General features: G+C 63.6%; 12 protein-coding genes. 8 read left to right on the top strand and 4 right to left on the bottom strand.

All coding sequences use genetic code 11. The annotated features are described in order from the left end of the window. The first annotated feature begins 9 nt into the window (after positions 1 to 9). Positions 10 to 546 carry a phage tail protein gene (locus ACP7DE_RS26970; RefSeq protein WP_426074984.1) on the top strand — a complete coding sequence of 179 codons (537 nt, stop codon included), beginning with the start codon at positions 10 to 12 and terminating at the stop codon, positions 544 to 546. Between the two features lie 14 nt (positions 547 to 560). On the opposite strand, the gene ACP7DE_RS26965 is transcribed toward ACP7DE_RS26970, so the two are convergent. Next, positions 561 to 2,723 carry an HlyD family efflux transporter periplasmic adaptor subunit gene (locus ACP7DE_RS26965; protein WP_426074983.1) on the bottom strand — a complete coding sequence of 721 codons (2,163 nt, stop codon included), beginning with the start codon at positions 2,721 to 2,723 and terminating at the stop codon, positions 561 to 563. After that, positions 2,720 to 3,193 carry a GNAT family N-acetyltransferase gene (locus ACP7DE_RS26960; protein ID WP_426074982.1) on the bottom strand — a complete coding sequence of 158 codons (474 nt, stop codon included), beginning with the start codon at positions 3,191 to 3,193 and terminating at the stop codon, positions 2,720 to 2,722. The genes ACP7DE_RS26965 and ACP7DE_RS26960 overlap by 4 nt, the downstream gene beginning before the upstream one ends. A 441-nt stretch (positions 3,194 to 3,634) precedes the next feature. Between ACP7DE_RS26960 and ACP7DE_RS26955 the strand changes: the two genes are divergently transcribed. The 6 genes from ACP7DE_RS26955 to ACP7DE_RS26930 all read left to right on the top strand — a co-directional run bounded on the left by ACP7DE_RS26955 (position 3,635) and on the right by ACP7DE_RS26930 (position 15,021). Next, positions 3,635 to 9,910 (top strand): Ig-like domain-containing protein, encoded by a 6,276-nt coding sequence (locus tag ACP7DE_RS26955; protein WP_426074981.1) that lies wholly within the window; start codon positions 3,635 to 3,637, stop codon positions 9,908 to 9,910. Positions 9,911 to 9,959: 49 nt separating this feature from the next. After that, positions 9,960 to 11,888, top strand: a complete 1,929-nt coding sequence (locus ACP7DE_RS26950) for a TolC family protein (protein WP_426074980.1) — start codon at positions 9,960 to 9,962, stop codon at positions 11,886 to 11,888. Continuing rightward, the gene (locus tag ACP7DE_RS26945) at positions 11,888 to 12,673 is read left to right on the top strand and encodes an efflux RND transporter periplasmic adaptor subunit (protein ID WP_426074979.1); all 786 of its coding nucleotides are present in this window, start codon (positions 11,888 to 11,890) and stop codon (positions 12,671 to 12,673) included. The genes ACP7DE_RS26950 and ACP7DE_RS26945 overlap by 1 nt, the downstream gene beginning before the upstream one ends. A gap of 35 nt (positions 12,674 to 12,708) precedes the next feature. Continuing rightward, positions 12,709 to 14,052 carry an HlyD family efflux transporter periplasmic adaptor subunit gene (locus ACP7DE_RS26940; protein WP_426074978.1) on the top strand — a complete coding sequence of 448 codons (1,344 nt, stop codon included), beginning with the start codon at positions 12,709 to 12,711 and terminating at the stop codon, positions 14,050 to 14,052. Between the two features lie 47 nt (positions 14,053 to 14,099). Next, positions 14,100 to 14,477, top strand: a complete 378-nt coding sequence (locus ACP7DE_RS26935; RefSeq protein WP_426074977.1) for a hypothetical protein — start codon at positions 14,100 to 14,102, stop codon at positions 14,475 to 14,477. A gap of 100 nt (positions 14,478 to 14,577) precedes the next feature. Further along, positions 14,578 to 15,021, top strand: coding sequence for a DUF411 domain-containing protein (locus ACP7DE_RS26930; protein ID WP_426074976.1), 444 nt, complete (start codon positions 14,578 to 14,580; stop codon positions 15,019 to 15,021). A 95-nt stretch (positions 15,022 to 15,116) separates the two neighbouring features. Here the strand turns inward: ACP7DE_RS26930 and ACP7DE_RS26925 are convergent, their stop codons facing one another. Beyond that, positions 15,117 to 17,348: an NADP-dependent isocitrate dehydrogenase gene (locus ACP7DE_RS26925; protein ID WP_426074975.1), complete on the bottom strand. Its 2,232-nt coding sequence runs from the start codon at positions 17,346 to 17,348 to the stop codon at positions 15,117 to 15,119. A gap of 364 nt (positions 17,349 to 17,712) precedes the next feature. On the opposite strand from ACP7DE_RS26925, the gene ACP7DE_RS26920 reads away from it, so the two are divergent. After that, positions 17,713 to 19,866, top strand: coding sequence for a TonB-dependent receptor (locus ACP7DE_RS26920; protein WP_426074973.1), 2,154 nt, complete (start codon positions 17,713 to 17,715; stop codon positions 19,864 to 19,866). A gap of 119 nt (positions 19,867 to 19,985) precedes the next feature. On the opposite strand, the gene ACP7DE_RS26915 is transcribed toward ACP7DE_RS26920, so the two are convergent. Further along, the coding region (locus ACP7DE_RS26915) for a hypothetical protein (protein ID WP_426074972.1) at positions 19,986 to 20,220 on the bottom strand (235 nt) is incomplete at its 5' end.

The raw sequence follows: 20,220 nt of genomic DNA, 5'->3' as shown, positions 1-20,220 counted from the left end.
GCAAATACCATGGCAGATCCATTTGTCGGAGAAATCCGGATTTTCTGCGGCACGTTCATACCCAATGATTGGGCGGCCTGCGATGGCGCGACATTGCAGATACAACAAAATAGTGTGCTGTATTCGGTCATCGGCACACAGTATGGCGGCAACGGCAGCACCACTTTCATGTTGCCCAACCTGAATGGCATGGCACCGATACACCAGGGAACGGGTGTCGGACTGACGCCCAGAGCGCTGGCGGAAAAGGGCGGCGCAAGCACCGTTACGCTGACACAGAGCACGATCCCCACCCACACGCATGGCGCGATGGCCCTGGACGCCGCAGGCGGGGTGTTAAGCCCAAACGATGCGGTATGGGCACAAAACGTCAGCGGCGGCCGCAATCCGGTGCCGCAGCCGCAATATGCCACGGCCGTCAATACCGTCATGAATGCGGCCTTGCTGGCGCCTGCCGGAGGCGGCTTGCCGCACAACAATATGCAACCCTACTTGCCGCTGCAATTCATGATTTGCCTGTACGGCGAATACCCGAGCAGGCCCTGAGCGGCCAGCGCCTGCTACAGGCCGCTTTCCCGTATCGCCACGCCGGCGACCTTGCGCGCGGCACGCCACAGCATGCTGCTGCGTTCACCATCGATATGCGCGACCATGGGCGCCATGCTGTCCACGCCGGCACCATCGAGCTGCAGGGTGACGCGATACAACGCTTCATTGGCCAGCGACTCGCCATGCGGACCGCCGCGCGCGGCGATCGGCCCACCATGCAAGGATGACAACATCGGTTCCGGCAAGAGCCGGCTGGCGGTACTGTCGATGCGCGTCACGGTGGCAGCCCGCGCCGCGCCGTCGGGGCGGCGCGGCATCAGCCGCGCGCGCGCGCCCAGCTTGACCCTGCCGATGTCCGATTCGTGCACAAAGACCTGCGCCTGCCCCGCTCCGTTACCCACCACGCGGCCCAGGACATGGCTAGTACCCAGCCATGCACCGGGAAACAAGCCGGGATCGAGGTCGCGCACCACGCCGGCGTGCGGCGCCTTCACGGTCAGCCGCCCCAGCTCGGCGCCTTGCAGCGCATATTCCGCCCTCGCCGCCGCCAGTTCCTGGTCCAGCACGCGCGCGCGCTCGTTCAAGCCGGCGTTGTCGATGGCGCCATTGATCTGGCGCTCCAGCCCGGCGATGCGGCTTTGCAGCTGCAGCAACTGGCTTTCCACCGCCGGCGCGGCGAGCAGGAACAAGGCTTCGCCGCCGCGCACCGCCTGCCTCTCCTTGACCAGCACCGCCTCCAGGCGCGCCGGCATCGGCGCAAAGAGCTGGCTGTGCATGTCCGCCTGCCAGTAGCCGTCGGCGACCACGTCCGAGCGCCATGGCATGACCAGGATAGCCAGCAGTGCCAGCAACGCCAAGCCGCTGCGCGCCGCATTACGCGACCAGCGCGCGCGCAAATCGCGCCAGGCGCGCAACTCATTCCAGATGGGACGCAATACAAACCAGCTGATTTCCACCGCAAACAAAATCACCCCCAAGGCCTTGAAGAAGAAAAAATACACGGCCGCCGCGATGCCGGTGAACATGATCAGCCGGTACAGCCAGGTCGCATAAGCGTACAAGACGAGCCAACTGGCCCGCGTCCGCAGTTGCGGCTCGGGGAACGGCGCGGCGATGCCCAACAGTACTTTTCGCAGTTGCCAGCGCGCAATCGCAAAACTGCGCTCGGACAGGTTCGGCACATCGAGCAAATCCATCAGCAGGTAATAGCCGTCGAAGCGCATGAAGGGATTCAAGTTGATCGCCAGCGTGCTGACCCAGGTGACGGCGGCCAGGATATACAGCGCACTCTTGAAGCCGCCCTCCGGCGCCAGACTCCACAGTAGCGCCGCCATGCCCGCAAGCAACAACTCGGCCACCACGCCGGCGCCGCCGATGGCCAGGCGGGCGCGGCGCGACGTCAGTTTCCACGCTTCCGACGTATCGGTGTACAGCAAGGGCCACATCATCATCAGCGCCACGCCCATGGCCGGTACCCGCACGCCGTAATGCTTGCAAGTGTAGGCGTGCGCCAGTTCGTGCAGGATCTTGGCCAGCGCCAGCGCCAGACCGTAGTACAAGGCGCCCTGCCACGAGAAAAAATATAGGAAAGTACTGGAAAAGGCGGGCCACTGATCCAGCACGCGCCACACGCCCACCAGCGACAGCAAGCCGCAGGCGATGAAAAAACCGGGCCGTAACAACGGTTCCACATAAGCCAGCGTGCGGTCCAGGAAGGCATCGGGGCGCACCAGGGGGATACGAAAAAACAGGTAATGGTGCAACAGCCATTGCAGCAGTGTCGGCTTGCGCCCCGCCGCCACTTTTTGCAGGTGCGCGCGCAGCCCTACCGTGTCGGCGCGCAACAACTCGTTCGCTTGCAGGAATTGCTGCACCCCCAGCACATCCTCGGGCTCCGGCGCCAGCGCGGTGTCGCGCGCGACGGCGTCGCACAGCTCGCCCGCCGGCATGCCGCCGCGCCAGCGCGACAGCAATTCGAATTCCAGCCAGCCGATGCGGAAAAAACGGTTGCGCACGGCATCGTGCACATGCCAGTGCGGCGTGCCGTCGACGCCGGGCGAAGCCGGCTGCAGGGACAGGTCTTCGCGCAAGGCCGCCAGACGCTCGCCGGCCGGATCGGCCGGATCGGACATCTGCCCGGCCAGCGCGCCGACGCAGGCATCGCTCAGCTTCATGCGTGCCACCGCAGGTGCGCACTCAATGCGTCTTCCGATTCGACGCAAAACCCCAGCGTCAGATACAGGCGCCGGGCAGCGGAATTGCTTTGATGCACAGTCAAACGCATCTCTTGCCCGGCCATGGCGGCGCGGCCTTGCATACGTCGCAACACTTCGCCTGCGCACCCCTGCCGACGCACCCCCGGCAACACGCTGATATCCACGATCCGCAAGGTAGCGGCTACGCTATCGATAACCACTCGCCCTACCGCCACACCCTGCATTTCAATGATCCAATACTCCGCATCAGAATAAGTCGCCTTATATCCGGCGACTTGGGCATGATACTGCATTGATATTAATAATTTAATAATTATTAAATCAGATACCATCATGTGCAAATCATCGCGCGTCGAGGAATACAAAACCTCGGCAAATGCCTGATCGGCCAATATGGCCGGGCGCAACAGCAGATTGGGCAGCCCCATGCTCACGCCCCCTGCCAAGCCGGCAAGCACGCGGCAATGGGGTCGCAAGCGATGAAAACACTGCCGGCATCCCGCTTATCGTTCATGCAAAAACACCATCTTGGTTACTTTCAATGGGCTAGTTATAGTTACCATCCACCTGCGCCAGACATAATACGGCATCCATGCGCAACCCAAAATGTATATTTCACATTCTCCGCCATCGCGTTTAATATTGCACAAAAAATGACGATTCAAGTTTACAAATATTTCCTCTAAGCAGCTACAATAATAAGACCACAATCATATTCTTTTAATTAAACCGTGATTATTGGTGATAATTTATTTAAATAAATCCATTTGGCGCCATATATTGATGGCGCCAATCCAGTACTTTTGAAACTTCTACCCCTGTTGTCCGGACGTGGTGCAAGGCGGCCAGACAATGAAAAGGAAGCAGCGATGAAACGATACGACATCCCCGGCGCCCTGTCCCCAATGACCGCCGCGCCAGCACGCGCCATTGCCGGGCAAGGACCGCGCCTGCGCCCGACGCGCAGCATGCTGGCGCTGGAAACGCGTATCGTCTTTGATGGCGCGGCAGCCGCTACGCTGGCCGACCCGCACGACGCCGCCGCAGGCGGACTGCACCAGCCGGCCATCGCCGGCAAGGCCATCGATGCGGGACGCGTTTCTGCCGAAGCGGCCCGCAGCGCAGCGCTGGCGCCCGAGCGCGCACCCGCCGAGACTGCCGCCAGGGCGGCCGGCCCCGGCACCATCGTCTTCGTCGATGCCTCGGTGAGCAATCCGCAAGCGCTGCTGGCCGGCCTGAAACCGGGCGTCGAAGTCGTCATGCTCGACAAAAACCGCGATGGCGTGCAACAGATCGCGGACGCCCTCAAGGGCCGCCATGACCTGGACAGCATCCAGATCATTTCCGAAGGCAGCACGGGCCGCGTACTGCTTGGCTCCGCCGTTCTTTCTGATACGAATATCGATAACTACCAAAGCGCCCTGGCCACCTGGGGTGGCGCCTTGCGCAGCGGCGGCGACATCCTGTTGTTTGGATGCAACGTTGCCAACAATCCCACGGGCGAGCACTTCGTCAACCGCCTGGCCGCGTTGACGGGGGCCGATGTGGCCGCCTCGACCGATTCCACCGGCGCTGCGGCGCTGGGCGGCAACTGGGTCCTGGAAAAACACACGGGACAGATCGAGGCTGACAAGGCGATCAGCGAGCGCGCACTGGCCGACTACGCCGGTTTGCTGCTGACCGGCAATGGCACCGCCGACGGTACCTATGATTTCGGCGGAACCTATGGCTCTGCCAGCGGCGGTTTACGTCCGCTTGCCGATAAATTGAAAGTCAGCGACTTCCTGGCCCAGGACGGTACCATCCTGTACGCCGCCAATGCGGCCGCGTCGAGCGATGGCGGCGTCATCACTGCCGTGTTCAAGGCGGAAGGCGGCAGCGTCGCCAAGACCTTCACCTTCAAGGATTTCGGCTTCAGCGTCACCTCGCGCGGCGCTGGCCTCAACACCCGTACCGTCGACCAGTTGGTGGTGGTGCTGGCAGATGCTTCCGGCAACACCATCGCCACCTTGCAAATGGCCGGCCCTACCCTGACCCTCACGACCATGGCCCAATCACTGAGTTCACTGATCAATAGTGGCACGCCCTACTCTTACGCCAACGTGGCCTCGGTCAGCATCACCATCAGCCTGTGGAAGACCACCGACCATGGCGGCGATGGCGGTTCGGCCAGCGAAATCAATTTTGAATCCATGACGATGAGCAACATCAGCGCCGGCGTCGTCAACACGGCGCCCGTCTTCGTCGGCGCGACCACCGCGCTGACCGTGGCCCAGAACGGGGGCGCCACCGATATCAAGGGTTTGCTGCACGTCAATGATGTCGACGTGGGCCAGACGGAAACCTGGACCCAGGCCGTCGGACCGCTGCACGGCACCCTCACCTTCAGCGGCGCCACCGGCAGTTCAGGCAGCGCCGACATCACGCCCGGCGGCACCATCACCTACACACCGACAGCGGGCTACGCCGGCACCGACACCTTTACCGTCCGGGTGAGCGATGGCGTCACGACCGTGGACCGCATCATCACGGTCACGGTGACGCCCGCCGGCCCCGGCACGCCTGACCTGGCGGCCGGCAGCGACAGCGGCAGCGACAGCACCGACAACCGCACCAACGCGGGCAGCCTGAATTTCAGCGGCAGCAGCGCCGCCGGCGATACCACCAGCACGGTGCGCGTCTTCCTCGACGCCAACAGCAACGGCGTATACGACGCCGGCACTGACGCCACCGCCACCGCCACAGTCAACAATGGCAGCTGGAGCGTCAGCGGCATGAGTACCAGCGGCCTGGCCAACGGCATCTACGATGTCTATGCCATCACGACATCGGCCATCGGTTCCATCAGCAGCACCAAAAGCACCGCACTGAGCGTGACCATCGACACCACCGTACCGGGCCTGCCCAGCAACCCCATCGTGCTGGCCGCCGCTTCCGACAGCGGCAGCTCGAATGCGGACGGCCGCACCAGTGTCACCAATCCGACAGTGCGCATCAGCCTGGCCGGCACCAATGCCGTCAGCGGCGACGTCGCCGAGCTGCTGCTGGGCGGCAGCGCCTTCGGCACGCCACTGCGCGCCACCCTGAACAGCACCGATATCAGCAACGGCTATATCGACCTGACCGTGGTCAGCGGCAGCCTGGGCGCCGACGGCAACAAGGTCTTCACGGCCAGGGTCACCGATATCGCCGGCAACATCGGCGCCGCCGGCGGTGCGCTGACGATCACGCTCGACACGACCGTACCGGGCCTGCCCAGCAACCCCATCGTGCTGGCCGCCGCTTCCGACAGCGGCAGCTCGAATGCGGACGGTCGCACCAGTGTCACCAATCCGACAGTGCGCATCAGCCTGGCCGGCACCAATGCCGTCAGCGGCGACGTCGCCGAGCTGCTGCTGGGCGGCAGCGCCTTCGGCACGCCGCTGCGCGCCACCCTGAACAGCACCAATATCAGCAACGGCTATATCGACCTGACCGTGGTCAGCGGCAGCCTGGGCGCCGACGGCAACAAGGTCTTCACGGCCAGGGTCACCGATATCGCCGGCAACATCGGCGCCGCCGGCGGTGCGCTGACGATCACGCTCGACACGACCAGCGCCGCGCCGTCGACCCCGGTACTCAGCAGCGCGAGCGACAGCGGCAGCTCGAATAGCGACCTCCTCACCAAGGTGGCCACGCCGGTCATCACCGGCACGGCCGAAGCGGGCAGCAGCGTGACCCTGTACGACACGGATGGCGTCACCGTGCTTGGCACGACAGTGGCAACCGGCGGCGCATGGAGCATCACCAGCAGCGCGCTGAGCAACGGAGTCCACAGCTTAAAAGCCCAGGCCGTGGATGTCGCTGGCAATGTCAGCATCCTCTCGGGCGCCCTCTCCATCACCATCGACACCTCCGCGCCTGCCACGCCCGCCACGCCCACACTCGCCCCCGCCAGCGACAGCGGCGCATCGAACTCGGACGGCATCACCAGCATCACCACGCCGGTCATCAACGGCACTGCCGAAGCGGGCAGCACCGTCACGCTGTACGACACCGACGGCACCGTGCTGGGCACAACAGTGGCCACAGGCGGCGCGTGGAGCATCACCAGCAGCGCGCTGGCCGACGGCGAGCATAGGCTGACCGTCAAAGCCACCGACACGGCTGGCAACGTCAGCGCCGCCTCCGGCGAACTGTCGGTCACGATCGCCACCGTGGGCGTGGCGCCTGGCGCGCTCGCGCTGGACGCCGCCAGCGACAGCGGCATATCGAATGCCGACCGCATCACCCGCGTCACCACGCCGACCATCAGCGGCACCGCCCAAACCGGCTCCATTGTGACGCTGTACGACACGGATGGCGTCACCGTGCTGGGCACGACGCTGGCCAACGCCGGCGTGTGGAGCATCACCAGCACCGCGCTGAGCCAGGGTCAGCACACGCTGAGCGCCAGGGCGTTTGACGTCGTCGGCAATACCAGCCCCGCGTCCACAAACCTGTTCATCACCATCGATACGACCTTGCCTGGCATGCCGGGTAATCCCATCGTGCTGGCCGCCGCCTCCGACGGCGGCAGCTCGCATGCGGACGGCATCACGAATGTCACCACCCCCACCGTGCGCATCAGCCTGGCCGGCACCAATACCGCCGCCGATGATATCGTCGAGCTGCTGCTGGGCGGCGCTTCCCTGGGCACGCCGAAACGGGCAACGTTGACCGCCACCGACATCAGCAACGGCTATATCGACCTGAGCGTCGCCAGCGGCGACCTGGGCGCCGATGGCGACAAAGTCTTCACGGCCAGGGTTACCGATATCGCCGGCAACATCGGCGCCGCCGGCGGTGCGCTGACGATCACGCTCGACACCGCCATCGCCGCGCCGCCCGTGCCGGTCCTTTCCAGCGCCAGCGATACCGGCGCCTCGAATGCGGATGGCATCACCCGCATCAGTACGCCGGTCATCACAGGCACGGCAGAAAGCGGCAGCACCGTCACCCTGTACGACAGCGACGGCGTCACCGTGCTGGGCACCACCGTCGCCAGCGGCGGCGCGTGGAGCATCACCAGCAGTGCGCTGGGCGATGGCGTCCACACCTTGAGCGCCAAGGCGGTGGACGCCGCCGGCAACACCAGCACCGCTTCCAGCCTGCTGTCCCTCAGCATCGATACCAGCGCCCCGGCTGCGCCGCCCGCCCCCGTGTTGTCGGCCGCCAGCGACAGCGGCGCCTCGGACAGCGACGGCATCACGAATGTCAGCCGTCCCACCATCACGGGCCGCGCGGAGAGCGGCAGCACCGTCACCCTATACGACAGCGACGGCGTCACCGTGCTGGGCACCGCCGTCGCTACCGGCGGCGCGTGGAGCATCACCAGCAGTGCGCTGGGCGATGGCGTCCACACCTTGAGCGCCAAGGCGGTGGACGCCGCCGGCAATAGCAGCGCCGCGTCCAGCCCCCTGTCCATTAGCATCGACAGCGGCGCGCCGGCCGCGCCGCCAACACCAGAACTGTCCGCCGCCAGCGACAGCGGCGCGTCAAACAGCGACGGCATCACAAATGTCAGCCGGCCCACCATCACGGGCCGCGCGGAAAGCGGCAGCACCGTCACCCTGTACGACAGCGACGGCGTCACCGTGCTGGGCACGACAATTGCCACCGGCGGCGTATGGAGCATTACCAGCAGCACCCTGGGTAGCGGCACCCACTCCCTGAGCGCCAGGGCGGTGGACGGCGCCGGCAATGCCAGCGCCGCCTCCAGCGCACTGGCCATCACCATCGATAACGCCACCGCTGCCGCGCCAACGACGCTGGTACTGAACAGCGCCAGCGACAGCGGCACATCGAACAGCGACGGCATCACGAATGCCAGCCGTCCGACCATCACGGGCCGCGCCGAAAGCGGCAGCACCGTCACTTTGTACGACAGCGACGGTGTCACCGTACTCGGTTCCACCGTCGCCGCCGGCGGCACATGGAGCATCACCAGCAGCACCTTAGGCGATGGCAGCCACACCTTGACCACCAAGACGGTGGACACCGCCGGCAATGCCAGCGCGACGTCGGCGGCGTTGAGCATCGTCATCGATGCCAGTGCACCCGCCGCGGCGGACACGCCGCAACTGGCAAGCGGTGGCGCATCGACCACCAACACCGCGCCTGTCTTCAGCGGCAATGCCGAAGCCAACAGCACCGTCACGGTGCGCAGCGATGGGTTGGTGATAGGCACGGTACAGGCCGACGCCAGCGGCAGATGGAGCCTGAGCGCAGTACTAGCCCTTGGCCAGCACCAGATTACGGCCAGCGCCACGGATGCCGCCGGCAACAGCGGCAACCCTTCGCCCGCCCTGAGCCTGAATATCCTGGCGCCGCCGCTGCCCGTGACGGCGCGACCGCCCCTGCCCGCCCCGCCTGTGCTGGCGCCAACGCCGGAAGTGCTTCCCGTTGCCACGCCGCCCGTCAGGGATGCAGCATTCGGCCAGATCAGCATGTCGCCGCTGGCCGCTGTGGTCGATGCCGCCAGCGGCCAACAGGATGAACACTTCCGCGCCGCACCAGCGCTTGACGTCGCCTACACGCCACTGCCTCCGATTCGTACCTCGCTGCTGCTGAACCGGGAAATCGCCAATGTATCGATCAACGCGCAGCAAGGCTTGAACCTGTCGATTCCGCGCGATACGTTTCTCAGCGCAGACGGCAGCGCGCCGACCTTGACCGCCCGCCTCATCGACGGCAGCCCCCTGCCGGCCTGGATACGCTTCGATCCGGTCAGCGGCACGTTCAGCGGCACGCCGCCTTCGGGCGTAGTCACGACACTGGAAATCGAGGTGGTGGCAAGGGATGCCAAGGGTAATGAAGTCAAGACCGTCTTCAAGCTGCGCAGCGGGGCGCCGGCCGCCACGCCGCCGCAGGCCAGCCTGTCCGGCAACGATCTGCTGCTGGCGCTCGGACTGTCCCTGCCCATCGGCGGCGATGCGGCCATGGACGGCACGGCGGCCCTGCCTGACGCTGTCCTGGCCGCGCTGTTCGATGCGCGTCAGGAAGCGACACCGGAGGCGCCCCGGGATGCGCCTGGCGCCAGCGCCATGAGCGGGCAACTGGCGCGCGAAGCGCAACGTTTTTCCCGCGATGCAGGTGCCACCTTGCGCCACCTGGCGCAACTATAAGCAGTGTAAAGAACACATGACAAGACTTCATAACCCAGGAGCACTATTGATGATTTTCCTTACCAGTGTCACCCGCACCATCCGAAGCGCGCCCCCGGCAACGCTGCGCCGTCTGCCATTGGCCATCCTGCTGGGCGCCGCGCTGAGCGCCTGCAGCGTCTTGCCCGAGCCTATCGATGCGGAAACCCGCAACGCCCGCGCGCGCAACGATGTGGAGACCCTGTTCAAGGATGTCGAACCTGTCACCGGCGAGGTCACGCTGCATGAAGCGTTCGCGCGCGCGCTGAAGTACAACTACGATTACCGCCTGCGCTCGATGGAGCAAAGCATGGCGTCGAGCCAACTCGACCTGGCCAAGTACGACATGCTGCCGCGCCTGACCGTGGCGGCAGGCTACAGTTCGCGCAGCAACGATGCCGGTTCGCGCTCGGTCGACCTGAGCACGGGCGTGGAAAGCAATCTGTTCTCGGGCGCTCAGGAGCGCACGCGCAACACCCAGAACGCGGTGCTGGCCTGGAACGTGCTCGATTTCGGTGTCAGCTATGTGCGCGCCCAGCAGCAAGCCGTGCAAGTGATGATTGCCGAAGAACGCAAACGCAAGGTGGTGCAGAATATTTCACAGGATGTGCGCCAGGCGTTCTGGCGCGCCTATGTCGCCCAGCAAACGCTGCCGCGCATGGACGTCTTGCTGAATCGCGTCAAGGAAGCCCTGCTGCGCAGCGAGCGCATGGAAACGGAACGCATGCTGCCGCCGCTGCAGGCGCTGGCCTACCAGCGCGCCATGCTCGACCTGCACCAGCAAATCGTGGCGCGGCGCCAGGAATTGATACTGGCCAAGTCCGAATTGAACGCCCTGATCAATTTGCGCCCCGGTGCCGTGGTGACTTTGTCCGCCGGACAGGAAGAGCAGGAAACCAGCAAACTGCAGCCGTTCGACGATTTGAACGCGCTCGACCTGGCGGCGCTGAACAACCGGCCGGAATTGCGCGAGGAAGACTACCGCAAGAAAATCTCCGTGCTGGAAGGACGCAAGGCCCTGCTGGCCTTCCTGCCAGGCATCGAGCTGAACCTGTCGAGTAACCGCGACAGCAATAAATTCCTGCTCAACAACACCTGGGGCGAGGCTGGCAGCACCGTCTCGCTGAACCTGATGCGCGCCTTCGCCTACCCGGCCACCAAGCGCGCCCAGGAAAGCCAGGCCCAACTGGACGACACGCGCCGCATCGCACTGACGATGGCCGTGCTGACGCAGGTGCGCATCGCCACCCAGCGCTTCCAGGAAGCGCGTGCCGACTACTTCGTCAGCAGCCAGGCGGCCAAGGTCGACGCCCGCATCGAACAGCACACTTTGTCCGCCACCAAGGCCAGCGCCGAATCGGAAATGGAATTGCTGCGCACGGAAGTGCGGGCCGCGCTGTCGGAAATGCAGCGTTATGTCGCCCTGGCCAATTTGCAAAGCGCCTACGCCCGCGTGGCCAACTCGGTGGGTGCCGACTTGCTGCCCGAGCAGCCGCAAAGTAGCAGCGTCAGCGCCTTCACGGCGCAACTGGCAAAGGCCGACCAGGATTGGCGCAAAACCAGCTTCCATACGGCCGCCAGCGCGCCGCCCGCGCCGCAAGTGACCTTCGGCAGCATCGCCACCCCGGCCGGCAGCGGCCTGGACCTGGCCGCCCTGCTGCGCGCGCGCCTGCCCGAACATGGCGCGGCGGTGACCGGCGTGGCCGGCGAGCACACGCCCGTGATCAGCGCCACGGCCAGCGTGGGCCTGCCCAGCGCCGGCATGCGCTCGGTCGAAGTGACCTGGCTGCTCAAGCGCGGTGACGTGACCCTGGCAACCATCCCCTACCGCTCGGCCATTCCCGACAGCGTGGCCTCGGCCTGGCCCGTGTTCGGTCAGGCGGCGGCGGAATCGGCCGCCGCCAAGATCAGCAGCCTGCTGCGCGGTGACGCTGCCAGCCGCCGCCAGGCGAGCAATTGATGCGCCTACTGTACCGTTGCACCCTGGGCGGCGCCGCTGCGGTGCTATCGACCCTGCTGTCGGCCGGCGCCCTGGCGGCGGCGCCGGTGGCGCCGGCCAAGGCGGCCCCCACCGAAGCGAACAAGACGATACGGGTACTGGTCGCGGCCGACCAGGAAAGCGTCTTGGCGTCACAAATGGCGGGCCGCATCGAGCAGATCTCCGTCAAGCTGGGCAGCACCATCAAGGCCGGCCAAGTCTTGCTGCGCTTTAATTGCGATGAACAGGATGCCCACCTGAAAATGGCCAATGCCGAGTTTTACGGCGCCCAGCAAACCTATGAATCGAAGGTCAAGCTGCAATCGATGCAATCGGTGGCCGAAATCGATGTGCAGCAGGCAGGCGCGGCGGCGCAAAGGTCCAAGGCGCAAATTCAGCTATACCAGGCGCAACTGCGGCAATGCAATATCGTCGCGCCGTTTGCCGGCCGGGTCACCCGCTTGCTGGCCAAACAATACGCCAGCGTCAACATCGGCCAGCCCTTGATCGAGATCGTCAATGACCGCAAGCTCAAGGTGCAGCTGAACGTGCCTTCGCTGTGGCTGTCCTGGCTCAAGCCGGGCCAGCCGTTCACGCTGCGGATCGATGAAACGGGCAAGGCCTATGAAGCGAAGGTGCAGCGCATCAACGGCCGGGTTGATGCCGTCAGCCAGTCGATTGAAATCGAAGGCGAGGTGCTGGGCGATCCCGATAATCTGCTGCCAGGCATGAGCGGCGTGGCCAGTTTCGCGCCGACCAAACGCTGAACGCCAACCTTTTCCACGCCTCACCAGGAAGCACTTTGCCAGAATCATCGATCAATTTACACAGCATAGGCACCCTGCTCCAGATCGAGCAGGATGTGCGCCAGGCCGGCAGCGAAAACGCCGTCGAATTCATCGCCGTTAACGACAGTTGGCGCATCCTGCCTTACCGCCAGGCCGTGCTGTGGCGCCTGGACGACGCCGGCATCGCTTCGCTGAAGTTGGTATCCGGCCTGGCCGAGCTGCCGGCAGACTCGCCCTACCGGCAATGGATGAACCAGGCCCTGCGGCACGTGGCGCCCACCCTGGCTCCCGGCAAGGCGCGGCAATTGGCGCGCGACGCACTGCCGGAAGCCATGCGTGCCGGCTGGGATGAATGGGTCGCGCACAGCGTCTTGCTGGTCGCCCTGCCCACGCCCGTTGGCGGCTGCGTCGGCGGCCTGTGGCTGTCGCTGGAGAACGCGGCTGGCGAGGCTGAAACGGCGCTGGTCGAGCGCCTCGCGGGCGCTTACGGGCAAGCCTTGTGGGCTTGGCGCGCGCGGCCGTCAAGCTGGCGCAGCAGCGTGGCGAAACTGAAAACCCGACCCAAGCGCCTGTGGCTGGCCGCCGCGCTGGTGGCGCTGATCCCCATGCGCCTGACAGTGCTGGCGCCGGCCGAAATCATCGGCAAGGATGCCAAGCTGATCGCCGCGCCGCAAGATGGCGTGGTGGCGCGCTTTTTTGTCAAGCCGAACCAGATGGTGGCGGCGGGCGCGCCCCTGTTCGCGCTGGAAGACACGAGCGCGCGCAACCGCAACGAAGTGGCGGCCAAGTCACGCGCGGTGGCGGCGGCCGAATACCTGCGCGCCACGCAAAAATCATTCAATGACGGCGCCAGCAAGGCCGACCTGTCATCGCTGAACGCGCGCCTGGAAGAAAAGTCGGCCGAAGCGCAATACGTGCAGGACATGCTCGACCGCATCCAGGTACGCGCCCCCGCAGCCGGCATCGCCGTGTTTTCGGACCAGAACGACTGGCTGGGCAAACCCGTGCAGACGGGCGAACGCATCATCTTGCTGGCCGATCCGGCCAAGGTGCAGATCGCCATCCGCCTGCCTGTCGACGATGCGCTCAGCCTGGAACCGGGCGCCAGCGTCAAGCTGTACCTGAACGTGGCGCCGCTGGGCACCGTCGCCGGCGTGCTGACCCAGTCCAGCTACGAACCGACGCTGAGCGGCGAAGGCGTCGTCGCCTATCATTTGAAGGCCGACCTGGCGCCTGGCGAGCCGGTGCAGCGCATTGGTTTGAAAGGCACGGCCAAACTGTACGGCGGCTGGGCGCCGCTGATCTACCACGTGCTGCGCAAGCCGCTGGCCGTGGCCCGCCGCACGCTGGGCATTTGATCTGGGACGCAGACCGGCCCACCTGCCCCGTGGTATACTTTTCAGCGATGATGCGATTCTTCAAGACCTGGCTGATCCTGATATTGATGACGCTGCTGTCGCTGCAAGCGGCCGCAGCGGGCATGCGCATGTCCTGTGCACATGGCGCGCAGGGAGTAGCGCACAAGGTGCCGGCGCGCGCCATCGCGCAGTCTTGCCACCAGGTCCAGGCAACGCCCGACATGGCCGGCGCGGATAGCGCGCCCGGCGAGCGGCATGCCGTTTGCGGCGTCTGTTCCGCCTTCTGCATGGGCGCGCTCGTGCCCCCCTCCATCGCCCCCGCTCTTCCCGCCTGCAGCGGCGCGGAAAGCGTGACAATGACAACTACCCCGCTACCTGCTGGTTTCGTGCCCGACGGCCCGCGCCGGCCACCCCGGCACGCCTGATTTCGCGCTACGCCATCCACCGGCATCCGACATAAGCATGTCCATGGAGCATTGCGTCCACGGCCATCTTCCATTGATTCAGTACTTGAAAGATAAGACCATGATCCGAAAAACTCTCCTGCGCGGCGTCTGCGCCGCCATGCTGGGCGTACCCCTGCTGGCCTTGGCCGCCGCCCCCGTCATCGACGTCTATAAAAGCGCTTCGTGCGGCTGCTGCACCGCATGGATCGAGCACCTGGAAGCGAACGGTTTTACCGTGCGCGCAAAGAACGTCGAGATGCCGGCGCAATATCGCAAGCTGGCAGGCATTCCCGACGCGCTCGGTTCCTGCCACACGGGCCTCGTCAATGGCTACGCCATCGAAGGCCATGTGCCAGCCAGCGAGATCAAGCAGTTGCTGCGCGAGAAACCTAAGGCCAGAGGCCTGGCCGTGCCGGCAATGCCCATGGGTTCGCCAGGCATGGAAGGGCCGCGCAAAGATGCGTATGACGTCTTGCTGGTCAAAAACAATGGCAGCACCACCGTCTACAAACATTACAAATAATCGGTAAAGAAATGAAAAACGCCGCCGGGATCACTCCCGGCGGCGTTGTTTTTTATCAGGCAGCGGTAAAGAACTTACTGCCTGTCAGGACTGCATCAGATGCTGTCCAGCACCGCATTCAGGCTGGCGCTAGGACGCATGACCGCTTCCGTCTTCGCCGGATCGGGCAGATAGTAGCCGCCAATATCCGTTTCCTTGCCTTGCACTGCTTTCAGCTCGGCAACGATCTTCTCTTCATTCTCGGCCAGGGCTTTTGCCAATGGCGCGAAATGCGCTGCCAGTTCCGCATCGTCCTTCTGCGCTACCAGGGCTTGCGCCCAGTACATGGCCAGGTAGAAATGGCTGCCGCGATTGTCGAGTTCGCCGGTACGTGGCGATGGCGACTTGTTGTTATCCAGCAGCTTGCCGGTGGCTTCATCCAGGGTTTTCGCGAGGATTTTGGCCTTCGCATTGCCCGTTTTGATGCCCATGTCTTCCAGCGACACGGCCAGGGCCAGGAATTCACCCAGCGAATCCCAGCGCAAATGGTTTTCTTCCACCAGTTGCTTGACGTGTTTCGGTGCCGAACCGCCAGCGCCCGTTTCGTACATGCCGCCACCGGCCATCAACGGCACGATCGACAGCATCTTGGCGCTGGTGCCCAGTTCCAGGATCGGGAACAGGTCGGTCAGGTAATCGCGCAGGATGTTGCCGGTCACGGAGATGGTGTCCAGGCCGCGGAAGGCGCGCTCCAGGGTGTAGCGCATGGCGCGCGTCTGCGACATGATCTGGATGTCCAGGCCCTTGGTGTCGTGCTCCTTCAGATATACCTGTACCTTTTTGATGACTTCGTTCTCGTGCGGACGGTAGGAATCGAGCCAGAACACGGCAGGCATGCCCGAATTGCGCGCACGCGTGACAGCCAGCTTGACCCAGTCGCGGATCGGCGCGTCCTTGACCTGGCACATGCGCCAGATATCGCCCTCTTCCACCGTTTGCGTCAGCAGCACTTCGCCCGTTTCCAGGTCGGTGATGTTGGCAATGCCACCTTCCGGCACTTCAAAGGTCTTGTCGTGCGAACCGTATTCTTCCGCTTGCTGCGCCATCAGGCCCACGTTCGGCACGGTGCCCATGGTCTTCGGATCGAAGTTGCCATGCCATTTGCAGAAACCGATCATTTCCTGGTAAATACGCGCGAAAGTCGATTCCGGCATGACTGCCTTGACATCTTTCGGACGGCCATCGGCACCCCACATCTTGCCGCCGATGCGGATCATGGCCGGCATCGACGCGTCGACGATGATGTCGTTCGGCGAATGGAAGTTGGTGATGCCCTTGGCCGAATCGACCATGGCCAGTTCCGGACGATTCGCGTGGCAGGCGTGCAGATCTTTCAGCACTTCATCTTTTTGCGATGCTGGCAGGGTTTCGATCTTGTCGTACAGGTTGCTCATGCCATTGTTGACATTCACGCCCAGCTTGTCGAAAAGCGCGGCGTGCTTGGCGAACGCGTCCTTGTAGAAAATGCGCACGCAGTGGCCGAAGACGATCGGGTGCGAGACCTTCATCATGGTCGCCTTGACGTGCAGCGAGAACATCACGCCCGTCTTGAAGGCATCGTCGATTTCTTTCTCGTAGAACTCCAGCAGCGCTTTCTTGCTCATGAACATGCTGTCGATGATTTCGCCTGCTTGCAGGGAAACCTTCGGCTTCAGCACGATGGTCTTGCCCGAGGCGGTGACCAGTTCCATCTTGACATCGCGGGCCTTTTCCAGGGTCAACGATTTTTCGCCATGGTAAAAGTCGCCATGATGCATGTGCGAGACGTGGGTTTGCGATGCCTGGCTCCACTCGCCCATCGAATGCGGGTGCTTGCGTGCATACTCTTTGACCGCCTTCGGTGCGCGGCGGTCGGAATTGCCTTCACGCAGGACCGGATTGACCGAGCTGCCGATGCACTTGCCGTAACGGGCCTTCAAGGCTTTTTCTTCTTCCGTCTTCGCGTCTTCCGGATAGTCTGGCAGCTTGTAGCCACGGCCTTGCAATTCGCGCACGCAAGCGATCAATTGACCTTGGGAAGCGCTGATGTTCGGCAGTTTGATGATGTTGGTGTCTGGATTCTGGGTCAATTTGCCCAGTTCAGCCAGAGTATTCGGGACTTTTTGCGCATCCGTCAGGAATTCGGGAAATTCGGCCAGTACACGCGACGCCACCGAAATATCAGTGGCGACGACATCCACGCCAGCCGGCGCGGTGAATTTTTTGATAATCGGCAGCAGGGAATACGTCGCGAGCAGCGGCGCCTCGTCAGTCAGCGTGTAGATGATTTTGGATTTTTGTGTTGCCATGTTCATTCCCTTGTATGCGGTGATGCCTGGTGGTTAACTTTCTTCATTCCAAACACAGGACGGTTAGCCTTGCTTTGGACAGCTAGTGTGTCGGCGGTGACGCCGTGCTTGCCCACTACGTATTTTAGACTGTCCTGCCGCTGTTTGTGTATCCGATGGCGACGAATCTTATATAAGACAGCAAATATTGGAAGCTGCCGGGCCAGGATGGCCATTTTACGTACTGAAATAGGCTTCACGCGCGCGCGGGGCATGAATGCGGCCACGGCAGTATTGGGTATTTCAGCAACTTTAAATAGAAATGATTCTCATTTATAGTATAGTAGCTACGGTTTCTTCTCTACCAACTTTACGCCTTGACTTGATGCCGACTCCACACGTTCACACTGCCCTCCCCCGCCACACCACCCGATTGATCCTCGCCGGCCTGCTCGTTGCCAGCGTGACGCCGCAGGCGATTGCCCAGGCGACAAGCGATGCGTCCACCCCGGTTGCCACCGTGCTTGTCAACGGACAAGCGGAAGCCGATGCCGGCGGACAGATCGCCAAGAGCGCGCGCGCCGGCATGCTGGGCGAAAAAGACTTGCTCGATACGCCGTTCAGCGTCAACAGCTATACCAGCCAGCGCATGCTGGACCAACAGGCGCTGACCCTGGCCGAGGTGCTGGGCGGCGACCCCTCCACCCGATTCACGGGCCAGATCGGCGGCGTCACGGATTCCTTCTTCATCCGCGGCTTCCCCCTCAACGAAGGCAACTTGAGCGAAGTGGCATTTGACGGCGTGTATGGCGTCTCGCCCAATTACCACCTGTTTACCGAATATCTGCAGAGCGTGGAAGTGCTCAAGGGACCGGCCGCCCTGCTGTACGGCATGTCGCCGAACGGCGGCGTGGGCGGCGTCGTCAATGCCGTGCCGAAACGCTCCTTGTCGCGCGACCTGACGCGCTTGACCCTTGATTATGGTGCAAGCTTGCAGCTGGGCGCGGCCGTCGACGTCAGCCGCCGCTTCGGCGAGGAACGGCGCTTCGGCGTGCGCTTCAATGGCTTGCACCGCCAGGGCAAGACGCCGCTCGACCACCAAACGTCGCGCGCGGAAGTGGCGGCTGTCGCCCTCGATTACCAGGGCCAGCGGCTGCGCGCCTCGCTCGACGTGATCGAACAATACCAGTGGATCGACGCTCCCACGCGCCCCTTCCTCGTGGCGGCGCGCCTGCCGGTGCCGGCAGCGCCCGATGGCCGGCGCAACATCACCCAATCCTGGGGTTGGTGGAAGTCCAACGATCTGGCCACCTTGGGCAAGCTCGAATACGACCTGAACGATAACCTCACCGTGTTCGCCGACGTGGGCGGCACACGTTCCGACGTCTCGCGCTATTCGGACCAGACGCCGACCATCATCAGTGCGGCGGGCGACATGACGGTCACGCCCATGAACTGGAAGTTTCGCGTGCGGCGCGCTAGCGGCGACACGGGCGTGCGCGCGCGCTTTCGCACGGGCGGTATCGAGCATGCGCTGGTCGTGATGGGCAATGTCTACCAAGACAAATTTGGCAGCGTCAGCAATTCCGGCAAACTGATCGCCTCAAACATCTACCATCCCGCGGCCGTGCCCGATCCCGGCATTGCCGCGCCGGCCCGCGCGCCGAAACTGTCCGCCTCCACTCTCTCCAGCCTGGCCGTGGCCGATACCTTGGACATGCTGGACCAGCGCGTGCAACTGACCCTGGGGGTGCGCCGCCAACTGGTGGAATCGAAAAACTACCACGCCACCACGGGCGCACTGAGCACGCATTACAAGCAAGGCGCCCTGACGCCGCTGGCCGGCATCGTCGTCAAGCCGCTGCGCAACGTCTCGCTGTATGCAAACTATATCGAGGGCTTGAGCAAGGGCGATATCGCACCGAACATCGCCAGCAACGCGGGCCAGGTGTTCGCGCCATACAAGAGCAAGCAGTATGAAGTGGGCACCAAGGCCGATTTTGGTGTGGTGCTGGCGACCCTGGCGCTGTTCCAGGTCAGCAAACCCAGCGGCCAGCTGTATGGCAAGGTCTACAGCATGGATAGCGAGCAGCGTAACCGGGGACTGGAACTGAACCTGTCCGGCGCCGCCAGCAAGGCCGTGCGCCTGTTGGCCGGCATCACTTTGCTCGACGGCCGCCTGGTGAAGACCAACAGCGCCGCCACCATGGGCAAGCGCCCCGTCGGCGTGCCGACGGCCATGGCCAACCTGGGCGGCGAATGGGATTTGCCGTACTGGTCCGGCCTGACGGCCACGGGCGCCGTCAGCTACACTGGCAAGCAGTATCTGGACCATACGAACCTGCAGTCGGTGCCGTCATGGACCAAGGTCGACCTGGGCTTGCGCTACCGCACGGCCATTGCCGGCAAGGCAACGACCTTGCGCGGCGGGCTAATGAACGCGTTCGACCGCCATTACTGGGCCGGCGTGGCCTCGTATGGCACCGTCTCGCAGTCGGCACCGCGCACCTTGCAGCTGTCTGCCGCCGTGGATTTTTGACGGGCGGGTGCCGCCAGGCGCAGGCAGATCACACCACAGAATGCGGGCCGCGGCATCCACAGCGCCTCAAGACCGTTTTCTGTACTTCTGTACTTCTTGCGCACTAAACAAAAAAAGGCTTACACCTCATCAGTGTAAGCCTTTAATATCAAACGAATTCTGGTGGGAAGTGCAAGTTTCGAACTTGCGACCCCTGCAGTGTGAATGCCATTGCGCATCTGCCTGCGCAGTGCTCTCTGAGGTACCCTGACTTTTTCGGACACTCTTGTTTGGCAAACTTCACCAACTGGAGAACATATGAAACGCTCAACAACATACACGCCAGAGCTTCGAGAAGAAGCAGTAAAGCTGGTC

Origin of the sequence: Janthinobacterium sp. DSP2-3-3, assembly GCF_049897325.1 — a bacterium.
In the GTDB taxonomy this organism is placed as follows: Bacteria; Pseudomonadota; Gammaproteobacteria; order Burkholderiales; family Burkholderiaceae_D; genus Janthinobacterium.
This window is presented reverse-complemented; position numbering and strand designations above follow the sequence as displayed.